At 70.9% G+C, this 13,672-nt stretch carries 11 protein-coding genes; 4 read left to right on the top strand and 7 right to left on the bottom strand.

Translation table 11 applies throughout. The features are described from left to right. Positions 1–66: 66 nt before the first annotated feature. The 7 genes from ACTWO6_RS28540 to ACTWO6_RS28510 form a co-directional block, all read right to left on the bottom strand. Positions 67–1,170 carry a succinate dehydrogenase/fumarate reductase iron-sulfur subunit gene (locus tag ACTWO6_RS28540; protein ID WP_446216814.1) on the bottom strand — a complete coding sequence of 368 codons (1,104 nt, stop codon included), beginning with the start codon at positions 1,168–1,170 and terminating at the stop codon, positions 67–69. 4 nt (positions 1,171–1,174) lie between these two features. Further along, on the bottom strand, positions 1,175–3,085 hold the full coding sequence (locus tag ACTWO6_RS28535) for a fumarate reductase/succinate dehydrogenase flavoprotein subunit (RefSeq protein WP_446216813.1): 1,911 nt from the start codon (positions 3,083–3,085) through the stop codon (positions 1,175–1,177). 11 nt (positions 3,086–3,096) lie between these two features. Beyond that, positions 3,097–3,903 carry a hypothetical protein gene (locus ACTWO6_RS28530; RefSeq protein ID WP_446216812.1) on the bottom strand — a complete coding sequence of 269 codons (807 nt, stop codon included), beginning with the start codon at positions 3,901–3,903 and terminating at the stop codon, positions 3,097–3,099. 235 nt (positions 3,904–4,138) lie between these two features. Further along, positions 4,139–5,476 carry a DUF4872 domain-containing protein gene (locus ACTWO6_RS28525; RefSeq protein ID WP_446216811.1) on the bottom strand — a complete coding sequence of 446 codons (1,338 nt, stop codon included), beginning with the start codon at positions 5,474–5,476 and terminating at the stop codon, positions 4,139–4,141. 190 nt (positions 5,477–5,666) lie between these two features. Continuing rightward, positions 5,667–7,109 carry a TldD/PmbA family protein gene (locus ACTWO6_RS28520; RefSeq protein ID WP_446220805.1) on the bottom strand — a complete coding sequence of 481 codons (1,443 nt, stop codon included), beginning with the start codon at positions 7,107–7,109 and terminating at the stop codon, positions 5,667–5,669. A gap of 35 nt (positions 7,110–7,144) precedes the next feature. Beyond that, positions 7,145–8,581: a TldD/PmbA family protein gene (locus ACTWO6_RS28515; protein ID WP_446216810.1), complete on the bottom strand. Its 1,437-nt coding sequence runs from the start codon at positions 8,579–8,581 to the stop codon at positions 7,145–7,147. A gap of 33 nt (positions 8,582–8,614) precedes the next feature. Further along, a complete protein-coding gene (locus ACTWO6_RS28510; RefSeq protein WP_446216809.1) occupies positions 8,615–9,163 on the bottom strand; it encodes a Uma2 family endonuclease in 549 nt (182 codons plus the stop codon). A gap of 236 nt (positions 9,164–9,399) precedes the next feature. On the opposite strand from ACTWO6_RS28510, the gene ACTWO6_RS28505 reads away from it, so the two are divergent. The 4 genes from ACTWO6_RS28505 to ACTWO6_RS28490 are packed head-to-tail and all read left to right on the top strand — an operon-like array spanning position 9,400 to position 13,585. Continuing rightward, positions 9,400–10,503: an ABC transporter ATP-binding protein gene (locus tag ACTWO6_RS28505; RefSeq protein WP_446216808.1), complete on the top strand. Its 1,104-nt coding sequence runs from the start codon at positions 9,400–9,402 to the stop codon at positions 10,501–10,503. Next, complete coding sequence (locus ACTWO6_RS28500) at positions 10,500–11,588, top strand: ABC transporter ATP-binding protein (RefSeq protein ID WP_446216807.1); 1,089 nt, start codon at positions 10,500–10,502, stop codon at positions 11,586–11,588. The genes ACTWO6_RS28505 and ACTWO6_RS28500 overlap by 4 nt, the downstream gene beginning before the upstream one ends. Further along, positions 11,585–12,586: an ABC transporter permease gene (locus ACTWO6_RS28495; protein ID WP_446216806.1), complete on the top strand. Its 1,002-nt coding sequence runs from the start codon at positions 11,585–11,587 to the stop codon at positions 12,584–12,586. Before ACTWO6_RS28500 ends, ACTWO6_RS28495 begins: the two co-directional genes overlap by 4 nt. Positions 12,587–12,598: 12 nt before the next feature. Further along, on the top strand, positions 12,599–13,585 hold the full coding sequence (locus ACTWO6_RS28490) for an ABC transporter permease (protein ID WP_446216805.1): 987 nt from the start codon (positions 12,599–12,601) through the stop codon (positions 13,583–13,585). Positions 13,586–13,672 lie beyond the last annotated feature (87 nt).

Here is a 13,672-nt window from a genome sequence, read left to right as displayed (position 1 = left end):
GGGCGGAAACGGGACGGGGGCCGGCGGCAGATGCCGCGGCCCCCGTCTTCGTTGTTGTCGTCCTGCTCAGTGCTTCGGCTCGTCCTGGCTCGGGTGAGCGAAGTTGAGGTGCTCGGGCGGCAGCGGGAAGGTGACGTCGTCGCCGAACGGCGAGGGTGCCGCCGCACGGTCGAAGGTCAGCTCCGTCAGCGGCAGCCTGCCGTTGGCGTCAGTCGCCGGGGCGGTCGGGTGCGGCACCTCCCGGTGCCAGTTGACGCCCCGCTGCGCCTCCACCTCATGCTGCGGGTCGTGCGAGCCGCCCGCGTGCGAATGCACGCCGCCGTGGGGGGCGCTGGAGTGCATCGCGCCGCCGTGCTGCGCGCTGGTCACGTAGGTCTGAGGCACCTGACCCCTCCGGAAGATCTTGCTACCAAGCCACACGAGGGGATCGTACCTGCGGTCGACGACCCGCTCCTTCATGGGGATGATCCCGTTGTCCGTGATCTTGATGTGCTCGGGGCAGACCTCGGTGCAGCACTTGGTGATGTTGCAGAAGCCCAGACCCTGCTCGGTCTGCGCGTACTCCTTGCGGTCGGTCTTCGCGTCGAGCGGGTGCATGTCCAGCTCGGCGGCCCGGATGAAGAACCGCGGACCGGAGAAGGCCTGCTTGTTCTCCTCGTGGTCGCGGATCACGTGGCAGACGTTCTGGCAGAGGAAGCACTCGATGCACTTGCGGAACTCCTGCGAGCGCTCGACGTCCACCTGCTGCATCCGGTAGTCGCCGGGGGCGACGTCGGCCGGCGGCGCGAAGGCCGGGGTCTCCCGGGCCTTCTCGTAGTTGAACGAGACGTCCGTGACCAGGTCCCGGATGACCGGGAAGGTCCGCAGCGGCGTGACGGTGACCGTCTCGGCCTCCTCGAACGTCGACATCCGGGTCATGCAGCTCAGCCGCGGCTTGCCGTTGATCTCCATCGAGCAGGAGCCGCACTTGCCCGCCTTGCAGTTCCACCGGCAGGCCAGGTCGGGCGCGTCGGTGGCCTGGAGCCGGTGGATGACGTCGAGCACCACCTCGCCCTCGTTGACCTCGACCGTGTAGTCCTGCAGGTCGCCGCCGGTCTCGTCGCCCCGCCAGATGCGGAACTGTCGCTTCGCGGCCGGCTTGCCGGCCGCCTGGGATTTCTGCTCACCCATTTCGTCAGCTCTCCTTCTCAGCGACGGCGTCGAACTCGGCGAGCTCCTCGTCGGTCAGGTACTTGGCCAGCTCATTGCGGTCGAAGAGGCCGATCAGCTCGCCCCGCATCTTCGGCAGCGGCTTGTGGGTCAGCCGGACGGAGTCGCCGTCCAGCGAGCAGACCAGGTTGACCCGCCGCCACTTCGGGTCCATCGCCGGGTGGTCCTCCCGGGTGTGCCCGCCGCGCGACTCCTGCCGCTCCAGCGCCGCCTTCGCGGTGCACTCCGAGACCACCAGCATGTTGCGCAGGTCCAGCGCCAGGTGCCAGCCCGGGTTGTAGCGCCGGCCGCCGGCCGCGCTCACCTTCGCCACCCGCTCGCGCAGCTCGGCCAGCCGGGCCAGCGCGTCGACCAGTTCACCCTCCCTCCGGATGATGCCGACCAGATCCCCCATCACCGCCTGGAGGTCCTGCTGGAGGGTGTACGGGCTCTCCCCGGTGTCCCGCTGCAGCGGCGCCAGCGCCGTCTCCACCGCGGCCTCCACCGCCGCGACCGACACCTTCGGGCGCGAGGTCAACTGGTCGGCGTACGACGCGGCGTGGCCGCCCGCCCGCTTGCCGAAGACCAGCAGGTCGGAGAGCGAGTTGCCGCCGAGCCGGTTCGAGCCGTGCATGCCGCCGGAGACCTCACCCGCGGCGAAGAGCCCGCGCACGCTGCCGTGCGCGGCGCCGGAGTCCGGCTCCACCTCGACGCCACCCATCACGTAGTGACAGGTCGGGCCGACCTCCATCGGCTCCTTGGTGATGTCGACGTCGGCCAGCTCCTTGAACTGGTGGTACATCGACGGCAGGCGGCGGCGGATCTCCTCGGCCGGCAGCCGGGAGGCGATGTCGAGGTAGACGCCGCCGGCCGGCGTACCGCGACCGGCCTTGACCTCGCTGTTGATCGCGCGGGCGACCTCGTCGCGGGGGAGCAGCTCCGGCGGACGCCGGTTGTTGTCCGGGTCCTTGTACCAGCGGTCCGCCTCCTCCTCGTTGTCCGCGTACTGCTTGCGGAAGACGTCGGGGACGTAGTCGAACATGAACCGCTTGCCGTCGGAGTTCTTCAGCACGCCGCCGTCGCCGCGCACCGACTCGGTGACCAGGATGCCCTTCACCGATACGGGCCAGACCATGCCGGTCGGGTGGAACTGGAGGAACTCCATGTTGATCAGGGTGGCCCCGGCGCGCAGCGCGAGGGCGTGGCCGTCCCCGGTGTACTCCCAGGAGTTCGAGGTGACCTTGTAGGACCGGCCGACGCCGCCCGTCGCGAGGACCACCGCGGGGGCCTCGAAGAGGACGAACTCGCCGGACTCCCGGTAGTAGCCGAACGCGCCGGCCACCCGCTCCCCGTCGAGCAGCAGCTCGGTGATGGTGGTCTCGGCGAAGACCTTGATCCGGGCCTCGTAGTCGCCGAGGTCGCGCTTGTCCTCCTGCTGGAGGGAGACGATCTTCTGCTGGAGGGTACGGATAAGCTCCAGGCCGGTCCGGTCGCCGACGTGCGCCAGGCGCGGGTACTCGTGGCCGCCGAAGTTGCGCTGCGAGATCTTCCCGTCCTTGGTGCGGTCGAAGAGCGCCCCGTACGTCTCCAGCTCCCAGATCCGCTGCGGCGACTCCTTGGCGTGCAGCTCGGCCATCCGGAAGTTGTTGAGGAACTTGCCGCCGCGCATGGTGTCGCGGAAGTGCACCTGCCAGTTGTCCCGGCTGTTCACGTTCCCCATCGCGGCCGCCGCGCCGCCCTCGGCCATCACCGTGTGCGCCTTGCCGAACAGCGACTTGGAGATGATCGCGGTCTTCTTGCCGGCCAGCCGGGCCTCGATCGCCGCCCGCAGGCCGGCGCCGCCGGCCCCGATCACGACGACGTCGTAGTGGTGTCGTTCGATTCGCGTCTCAGTCATGTCCAGGGCCTCTAGTTGATGAACCGCAGGTCGTTGAACCAGCCGGCCGCCACCGCCATGACGTAGAAGTCGGTGAGCGCCAGGGTGCCGAGGGTGATCCAGGCGAGCTGCATGTGCCGGACGTTCAGCCAGGAGATGAACGTCCAGGCCTGGTAACGCACCGGGTGCTTCGAGAAGTGCTTGAGCCGGCCGCCGATGATGTGCCGGCAGGAGTGGCAGGAGATGGTGTACGCCCACAGCATCACCACGTTGGCCAGCAGGACCAGGTTGCCCAGGCCGAAGCCGAATCCCTTCGGCGAGTGGAACGCGTAGATGGCGTCGTACGTGTTGATCAGCGAGATGATCGCGGCGGCGTAGAAGAAGTAGCGGTGCAGGTTCTGGCCGAGCAGCGGGAACCGGGTCTCCCCGCCGTACGCCTGGTGTCCGTCCGGCACTGCGCAGGCCGGCGGCGACAGCCAGAACGACCGGTAGTACGCCTTGCGGTAGTAGTAGCAGGTCAGCCGGAACAGCAGCAGGAACGGCAGGGTCAGCGCCGCGTCCGGGATGATCCACCAGCCGGGCAGGAAGCTGCCGAAGTGCGAGGAGCCCTCGACGCACCGCTCGGTGACGCAGGGGGAGTAGAACGGCGTCAGGTAGTGGTACTTCGGCACCCAGTAATCGCTGTGCATGAAGACCCGGACCGTCGCGTACGCGACCCAGGCGCTGAGCCCGATGACGGTGATCAGAGGCTGGAACCACCAGCGGTCGGTCCGCAACGTCTTCGCCGCGATCGCGGCGCGTGCCCGCGCCCCCCGCGGCCTCGTTGCCGTTGATGTCATTCGAGTTCGTCTCCCTGACGGGGCCCTCGCGGGCGGCGGATCACTTTCCGTACCGGTCAGCGGACCGGCGAGACCGCGTCCACTGCCACGTCTTGCGCACGCAGGCGACCACACCGGCGTACCGGCGCAGCTAAGTGACACACGTTACGCCGATCTTCGCGGCCCGGCCGCGCAACGCAGTGTCCCGTGTGTCCCGCACGTTGGAAAGACCCGGAGCAGGATCGATCTCCGGCCGTTAGGAAAGATCGTCGCCCTCGCCCAGCGCGGCCACCGCGTCCCGTTCGAGTTCCAGGCAGGACTCGACCAGGTCGGCCATGGCGGCGAACAGCGCTCGGCGGCCGGCCTCGCCGAGCGGGTCGGCGGCGGCGTACTCCTCCGCCAGCTCGGTCAGACGCCGGGTCAGCCTCCGGATCTCGGGTTCGGCGTCCCGTCCCCGGCTGAAGACCAACGCCATGCGCTCCTCGGCCACCTCGGTGTACGCCCCGAGGCCCTGCACCGTCTCCAGGGCGAGTGCCGCCAGCCGCGACCACTGCTCACCGGAGCGGCGGAACAGCTCGGCGGCCTCGGCGAACCGGCTGCTGCCGACCACTTGCGCGGCCTCATCGAGGAAGTCGGCGTAGACCGGGCGGGTCGCGCCGGGCGCCGTGTACTCCAACTCCACGCACTCGTACAGCCGGCGTACACCGTGGAAGAAGGGCACGGGGGCGCCGAAGCGCCGGACCCACCCGCTCCGGGTACGGACGTCCCGCAGCTGTTCGGCGAGCTTCGCCATGCCACGAAAGCCGAAATTGGCGTCGAAGCTGTTGCCGAGGACCGGGCCGGTCAGGTGCGCCACGGTCGTGGCCACGGCGTCGCGGATCGCGTCCGGCAGATCGGCACGCTGATGCGGGTCGCCGATCGTGATGCCCTGGTGGCGGCCCTTGCGGTGGGCCGACCAGGCCGCGGCGAACTCCTCTGCCGGGAGCGGACGCGGCTGCGGACCCTCGTCGTCCAGGAGCAGGATGTCCCCGTCGACCCCGGCGACCACCACCAGGTACGGGTCGGTACCCGGCCCGGGGTCGAGGCCGTGCCACGGCAGCCGGCTGCGGTCGACGGTGGCGAAGACCGGCCGTCCCGCGCCCAGCGCCGCCCGGAGCCGGTTGAGCGCGGCGCCCGCCGTCGCGCTGTGCTCGTCGGCGTACGTCAGGCCCAGCCGGTCCAGCGCGGCGGGCACCCAGGGCTGCGGGTGGTGCTGCGCCACGATGGTCAGCAGCGGGGGCAGGTCGCGGTACTCGAAGACCGCGTACATGAAGCCGACGCCGCCGCCGAGACCCGCGAGCATCGCCTCGGTGTACGGCGCACCGGTGTGCGGCGCGCGTACCCCCTGGGCCTCGAGCACGTGGGCGAGCAGGCCCGACTCGCGGTGCTGGCGCGGGCCGAAGGTCCGGTACCCGGGCACGAGACCCGACGGGAGCGCCCGGACCGTCGATGTCTCGGCGGCGGCCAGCACCTGGCGGCGGGCGGTGGTCCAGCTCTCGCCGGTGGCCGCCATCCGCGCCCGGACTCGCTGCTTGAGCTTCTTCCGTTCGGTCATGATCTACGCCTTCTGGACAGCGCGACCGCCGTACCCCACGCCAGCGTCGCGTCCGTCCGGCGGATCATCCTGAACGACACGCAGAACTCGCGATGGCAATGGGCCACCTTCGCCCCCGCTCGGCCGGGCGGCGTGGGCGCCAGGTCAGGAGGTCCGGCACGCGAGCGTGCCGACGACCACCATACCGCTCTCAGCCCGACGCCCCGCCGGTGAAGTTCCAGGCGGCCAGTCGCAGCGGCGGAGCCTCCCACCAGACGCCGTCCATCCGGTCCGGCTGCCGCACCGCCCGCCGCCCCACGCCCAGCACCGCGCCCGGCCCGAGCGCCCGTGGGTACGCCTCGGTGAACCGGAAGTCGCGGACCGCCCTGGTCGGCACCCCGTCCTCGACCAGCCACACCCCGTTGCGGGTGAGCCCGGTGATGACCAGGCTCTTCGGGTCGAGCACCCTGGTGTACCAGAAGTCGCTCACCAGCAGCCCGCGCTCCACCCCGGCGACCAGCGCGGCGGTGTCCGGGTCGGCCACCGCCCCCGTCCCGCCGGCCGATGTCGAGGCGCCACCGCCCGGGCCGCTCTGGCCCGCCTCGACGGCGGACGCCGGGCCGTCGCCGCCGACCGCGCGAGCGGCGGCGGGGAGCAGGCGGAGGTTGCGGGGGATCGGGCCGAAGGTGGACGCGCCGAGCATCCCGTGACCGGTGGACGCGACACCCACCTCGGCGCCGCTGCGCCGGTCGTGCGCCACCGCCATGGTGGTGCCGGCGCCGACCAGGGTCAGCGCGCGTCGGGGAGTGCCCTCCAGGTCGTACGGCAGGGCCGAGCCGTGCAGCGGGTCGTCCACCAGGGTCACCGACGGGTCGAACTGGGCGACGCCCAGGCCCGCGAAGCTCTGCCGCTCGTTGTACCGCTTGCCGTTGAAGCCGTACCAGGAGAGGTTCTGCAACAGGTCGCCGACGGCCGCCGGCTCCAGCACCACCTCGTACCGGCCCGGCGGCAGCTCGACCGGGTCGGCGGCGGCGCGGGCCTTCGCGGCGGCCCGGGCGCCCAGCGCCGCGCCGTCGAGGTCGGCGAGGCGGTCGGCGCAGAGCCGGGCCACCCCGTCCGCGCCGCCGGCGCGGGCGATGCCGTCCATGGCCGCCTCGGCCGTGCGGCCGACCGCCGAGTGGCCGGCGGAGTTGGCGAACGCCCCGGACCGGTACGCCGTGCGGCAGTAGCCGGCCGCCTCCAGTCCGCCCACCGCGTCCACGAAGGCGCGTACCCGGGCGGCGCGCTCGTCCGGCTCGGCGAACGCGGTCGACTCGTCGAAGACGGCGCTCGGCGGGACCGGGGCGGGCGGGGCCAGCCCCGGCCAGGCCGGGTCGGGCGGGCAGAGCCGGGCCGCAGCCAGGGTCCGCTCGACCAGCGCGCGGAGCCCGTCGGCGTCGACCAGGCTGCCGCTACCGGCCGCGGTGCGCCCGTCGACGTGCAGCCGTAGCCGCACCGCGACACCCGACTCGGCGACGTTCTGGTGGATGAAGGAGTTGGCGAACCGGGTCAGGGCCAGGTCGATCCGGGTCACCAGGGCCTCGGCCTGCGCGTCCGGCCCGGCGAGCCGGCGGACCAGCTCCACCACCTGACCGGCGATCTCCAGCTCGGTCATGTCGCCGTCCCTTCCCTCGCGGCCACGGGAGCCGGTCATGCGCGCACCCCCACCCGGACGTTGCGGAAGCGGGCCGGCGCGGCCGGGTGGCCGGTGTGGCCGGTCTGGCCGGGTTGACCCTTGCCGCAGTTCGGCGTGCCCCACGGGACGATCTCGGAGGAGAGCATGTCCATCGAGCGCCAGAAGAGCGGGCCGATCCCGGTGTACGTCGGGTTGCGCAGCATCCGGCCGCGCCGGCCCTTCTTCACCTCCCAGCCGACCTCGCAGCCGAACTGGAAGTTGAGCCGCTTGTCGTCGATGGACCAGGAGCGGTTGACGTCCATCAGCACCCCGTCGTCGGTGGCGGCGACGATCTCGTCCAGGGTGTGCGGGCCGGGCTCCAGGCCCACGTTGGTCATCCGCACCATCGGCAGCCGGGCCCAGCCGTCGGCCCGTACGCTGCCGCCGTAGCCGAGACCGGCGACGGCGGCCGAGTCCCGGCCGGCGAGCACGCCCACCCAGCGCCCCTCGCGGACCGCGTCCCGGGCGACCGCCGGGGAGCCCTCGTCGTCGAAGCCGAAGCTGCCCAGCGCGCCGGGGATGGTCGGGTCGATGGTGATGTTCATCAGCTCGGAGCCGTAGCGCAGCGAGCCGAGCTGGGCGAGGTCCAGCCAGGACGTGCCGGCGAAGGCGGCCTCCCAGCCGAGGATCCGGTCCAGCTCGATCGCGTGCCCGACCGACTCGTGGATCTGCAGCGCGAGCTGCTCGCCGCCGAGGATCAGGTCGGTCTCGCCGGACGGGCACTCGGGGGCGGTGAGCAGCTCCCGGGACTCCTCGGCGATCCGGGCGGCGTGCGCGGCCAGGTCGAGCGAGGTGACAAGTTCCCACCCGGTCGTGCCGTACTGGCCCCGGTAGCTGGGGTAGGAGCGGCGCTGCGTCTCCCCGTCACCGATGGCGGTGGCCGAGATGCCGCCGCCGCACTCCCGGATCCGCTGGTCGATCCGGTGCCCCTCGCTGGAGACGAACCACTTGGCGGTGTCCCAGATCTGGTAGAGCCCCTCCGCCAGGTCGGCGCCGTGCTCCCGCATCGTCCCGGTGGCCCGGACCAGCAGGTCGCCCTTGTCGGACAGCGGGACGCCGAGCGGGTCCACCTCGCACCCGGACGCCCAGCTCGCGGTGGTCGCCTCGGTGGGGACCAGGTCGATGGGCGGGCCGGGGACCCGCGCGCTCGCGGCGGCGATCCGCGCGGCGCGCCACCCGGCGTCGCGGGCCGCGGCGTCCGACAGCTCCGGTACGGCGTGGAAGCCCCAGCTCGACCCGACCAGCGCCCGGACGCCCAGCCCGATGCTCTCGTCCTGGGTCAGCTCCTCGATGTCGCCGTTGCGGGCCGACATCGACTCGTAGCGGCGGTGCATCACCCGGGCGTCCGCGTACCGGGCGCCCGCGTCGAGGGCGGCCTGGACTGCGGCGCTCGCCGCGTCGAACTCGGTCATGCGACCGACCCTAGGCGAGCCGACCGACATCCGTCAGCCGAGCAGGTCCTCGGGTCGAATGGTGGCCCGGACCGGCTCGACCAGCTCCAGCGCCTCGCCCGCCTTGGTGACCGATCGCTCCACGTAGTGCGCGCCCCGCCGCTGGTAGAGGTGCATGGTCAGGGTCTCCTGGTCGACGAGCAGGTACCACTCGATGCCGGCGGCGGCGTAGTAGTGCATCTTGAGCACCTTGTCCGTGGCGGCGTTGCTCGGCGAGATGATCTCGCAAACCAGCCGGACATCGCTCGCATCGATGACCAGTACCCGGAGGTCGACGTCATTCGTGATCACAAGGTCGGGGATCGGGATGCGGCCTGGCCTGAGTCGAACGTTCACCGCTTCCAGCACGCGAAGTCCGGCCTGGCGCACGGGTGCCCGAAGTACGGCACGCAGCTCACCGGAGATGTTCTGGTGAAGAGGGGTAGGTCCTGGGGTCACGTGGAGGCTCCAGTCGAAGAGTTCGACGCGATCCTGCGTCTCGCCGAGGGCGAGGTACTCCTCTTCGGTCCACGGCCCGTCGTGGCCGAACACCGCCGTGGTCATGGTCACCTCCACCTCTGTCGGCGGGAATCCTCCCGTGGTCGCCGCAACCATGGTCGCACCTGAGGTGCGACCGCGGTTGAACGACTTCGAGTTGCCGACGCGAATATGCAGGTGAGGGCTGTTCACGGCCGATGCTGACTCGTTACGCTGTGGCCCGCTGACAGCTACCGCCTTGTAGCTTATTTTCGCCCTCAGAAGTTTGTTGTAGGTTCTCTTCATTACTGAGGGAGGCGGTCGTGGGCAGGTCGGAGTCGGCGCCGTCCGGGGAACCGGACCACCCCGAGGTGCCGGAGCAGCGCTCCGGCGAGGGGCCCTATCTGCGGGTGAGCGACCTGCGGGTCCGCTTCGACACCGAGGACGGAGTGGTCCGCGCCGTCGACGGGGTGTCGTTCGCGGTCGAGCGCGGTCGCACCCTCGGCATCGTCGGGGAGTCCGGCTCGGGCAAGAGCGTGACCTCGCTGGCCGTGCTGGGCCTGCACGACGCCAAGCGCGCCACCATCACCGGCGAGATCTCCGTGGGCGGCCGTCAGTTGGTCGGTCTGCCGGAGGAGGAGGTGCGGCGGCTGCGGGGCCGGGACATGGCGATGATCTTCCAGGATCCGTTGTCGGCGCTGCATCCGTACTACACGGTGGGTAAGCAGATCGCTGAGGCGTATCGGGTGCATCACCGGCGGGCGGGGAAGCGGGAGGCTCGGCAGCGGGCGGTGGACATGTTGGGTCGGGTGGGGATTCCGCAGCCGGCGCGGCGGTTCGATCAGTTTCCGCATGAGTTCTCGGGTGGGATGCGGCAGCGGGCGATGATCGCGATGGCTCTGGTCAACGATCCGGATCTGCTGATCGCCGACGAGCCGACCACCGCCCTGGACGTGACCGTGCAGGCGCAGATCCTGGACCTGCTGGCGGATCTGCAGGCGGAGTTCCACTCGGCGATCATCCTGATCACCCACGACCTGGGGGTGGTCAGTCAGGTGGCCGACGACGTGTTGGTGATGTACGGCGGCCGGGCGGTGGAGCACGGGAGCGTGGAGCAGGTGTTGCGGCGGCCGCAGCATCCGTACACGTGGGGGTTGTTGTCGAGTGTGCCGTCGTTGCGCGGTGACGCGGACGCGGACCTGGTGCCGATCCCGGGTAACCCGCCGTCGTTGATCAATCTGCCGTCGGGGTGCGCGTTCCACCCGCGTTGCCGCTACGCCGGCCGCAACGGCGACCGCTCCCGCACCGAGGTGCCCGAGTTGCGCCCGACGGGCGAGGACGGCCACCTGGTGGCCTGCCACCTGCCGGCCGAGGAGCGCACCCGGCTCTACCAGGAGGACATCGCACAGGTGGGGGTGGCCCAATGACGGCGCAGGTGGAGACGGCGCCGGGAGCGGCGGAGCCGCTGCTGCGGGTACGTGGCCTGGCGAAGCACTTCCCGGTGCGCGGTGGCTTCCGCACCACCGGCCTGGTGCGGGCGGTCGATGGTCTGGACTTCGACGTCCGGCCGGGGGAGACCCTGGGCCTGGTGGGGGAGTCCGGCTGTGGGAAGACCACCACCGGGCGGATGCTGGTGCGGCTGTTGGAGCCGACCGCGGGGTCGATCGAGTTCGCGGGGCGGGACATCACCCATGCGCGGCGGGGTGAGCTGCGGCCGTTGCGGCAGGACCTGCAGATCATCTTCCAGGACCCGTACGCGTCGTTGAATCCGCGGCACACCGTCGGCCGGATCGTGGCGATGCCGTTGCAGGTCAACGGCATCAACCCGCCCGGCGGGATCAGGAAGCGGGTCCAGGAGCTCCTGGAGCTGGTCGGGTTGAACCCGGAGCACTACAACCGGTACCCGCACGAGTTCTCCGGCGGGCAGCGCCAGCGCATCGGCATCGCCCGCGCCCTGGCCCTGCGGCCGAAGCTGATCGTCGCCGACGAGCCGGTCTCGGCCCTGGACGTGTCCATCCAGGCGCAGGTGATCAACCTGCTGCGCGACCTGCAACGCGACCTGGACCTGGCGTTCGTGTTCATCGCCCACGACCTGGCCGTGGTCCGGCACTTCTGCCACCGCGTCGCGGTCATGTACCTGGGCAAGATCGTCGAGATCGGTGACCGCGACGACATCTACCAACGCCCCCAGCACCCCTACACCCGGGCGCTGCTGTCGGCGATCCCCGACGTGACCACCCTCGGCCCGGCCGGGCGGATCCGGCTCACCGGGGACGTGCCCACGCCGCTGAACCCGCCCTCGGGCTGCCGCTTCCGCACCCGCTGCTGGAAGGCGCAGGAGCGGTGCGCGGCCGAGGAACCCGCCCTGGTGCCGCGCGCCGGCAACCAGGCCACCGCCTGCCATTTTCCGGAGACGGGAACGATCAGCCCGAGCGTGAGCCCGGACCCGGGGCTTTCCGGCGCGAGTTCGGCCGGGCCGGTCGGCGAGACCGCCGAGGAGGTGTCGGAATGAGCATGTCCCCGGTCGAGGGCGTCGCGCTGGCCGAGATCGAGTCCACCGGTGGGGGTCCTGAGGAGAAGACCCTCGTCGGTCGCTCACCGGGCCAGCTGGTCTGGAGCCGGCTGCGGCGCGACCGTACCGCGCTGGTCAGCGGCGTGGTGCTGGCCCTGTTCGTCCTGCTGGCGGTGGCGGCGCCACTGGTCCAGCGGCTCTACGGAATGTCGCCGAACGAGCAGTTCGGGGACCTGCTGGACGCCACCGGCATGCCCCTCGGCTACGTCGGCGGGGTCAACGCCGACCACTGGTTCGGGCTCGAACCGGGCCTGGGCCGGGACATCTTCATCCGGATGATCTTCGGCATCCGCACGTCGCTGCTGATCGCGCTCGGCGCCGCCGTGGTCACCTCGACGATCGGTGTGGTGCTCGGGATCCTCGCCGGTTACCTGGGTGGGGTGGTCGACTCGGTGATCGGTTGGGTCACCGACGTCGCCCTGGCGATGCCGTTCCTCGTCTTCGCGCTGGCCGTGGTGCCGACGTTCTCGCTGCGCTTCTACGGGCCCCGGGACGCGGTGCCGACCTGGTTCGCGGTCACCACGCTGATCGTGGTCTTCGCCGCGTTCGGCTGGACCGGCACCGCCCGACTGGTGCGCGGTCAAGTGGTGTCCCTGCGCGAGCGGGAGTTCGTGGAGGCGGCCCGGGCCAGCGGGGCCGGGCTGGGACACATGCTCTTCCGGCAACTGTTGCCGAACATCTGGGCCCCGATCCTGGTGTCGTTCTCGCTCGCGGTGCCTGCGTACGTGACCGGCGAGGCGGCGCTGTCCTTCCTCGGCATCGGACTGCCCGAGTCGGTGCCCAGCTTCGGCCGGATGATCTACCGCAGCATCGACTACCTGCAGACCGACCCGGCCTACGTCTTCTTCCCCGGCATCACGATCTTCGCGCTCGTGCTGGCGTTCAACCTCTTCGGCGATGCGCTCCGCGACGCGCTCGACCCGAAGTCGTCACGGTAAGGGGTACTGCGCATGATGCGCTTCCTGCTGAAGCGGCTGCTGCTGGCGGTCTCGGTGCTGTTCGCGGTGAGTGTCGTCAGCTTCCTGATGTTCTTCGCGCTGCCCCGCGACCCGGTGACCGGCATGTGCCCGAAGAACTGCAACGCCGAGCGCCTGGAACGGGTGCGTACCGAGCTGGGGCTGAACGACCCGAAGACGGAGCAGTACGCCAACTACATGAAGGGCATCTTCGTCGGCCGCGACCTGGGCAGCGCGCAGGGCGGGAAGTGCGAGGCGCCCTGTCTTGGCTACTCCTACGTCAACAGCGAAGCGGTAAGCGACACCTTCGCCCGGGTGCTGCCGGTGACGTTGAACGTCGTCATCCCGGCGGCGGTGCTGTGGCTCGCCCTCGGGGTGGGGCTGGGCATGATCTCGGCGTTGCGAAGAGGTTCGGTGCTCGACCGCGTCTCGATCGGGCTCACCCTGACGTTCGCCTCGTTGCAGCTCTACTTCGTCGGCGCCGTGCTCTTACTGATCTTCGTCTACACCCTGAAGATCCTGCCGACGCCGCGATACACGCCCATCTTCGACGATCCGGTGGAGTGGGCGCGGGGCCTCGTGCTGGCCTGGGTCACCCTGGCGCTGCTCTTCTCCGCGATCTACGCGCGGTTGTCCCGGGCGCAGATGCTGGAGACGCTCTCCGAGGACTTCGTGCGGACGGCCCGGGCCAAGGGCATGCCGAAGCGGCAGGTCTACGGGCGGCACGCGCTGCGGGCGGCGATCACGCCGATCGTGACGATCGCCGGTCTGGACGTGGGCGGCGCGCTCGGCGGCACGGTGATCACCGAGACGACCTTCGGGATCCAGGGGCTGGGCCGTACGGCCGTGGAGGCGGTCCGCCAGGGGGACCTCCCGACCATCATGGCCACCGTGTTGATCTCCGCGCTCTTCGTGGTCGTCGCCAACGTCGTCGTCGACCTGCTCTACGCGTTCATCGACCCCCGGGTACGCCTCGGCTGACCTCCCGGGTGCCGATCGTTGTGGCCCCGTTATCTGATCGAAATTTACCGCGAACGAAAGCTAGGCGTAGCTTTCCTTCAATGGCGA

The organism is Micromonospora sp. IBHARD004, assembly GCF_052814115.1.
The sequence above is the reverse complement of the archived record's forward strand: the minus strand, read 5'-3'. Positions and strand labels throughout refer to the sequence as shown.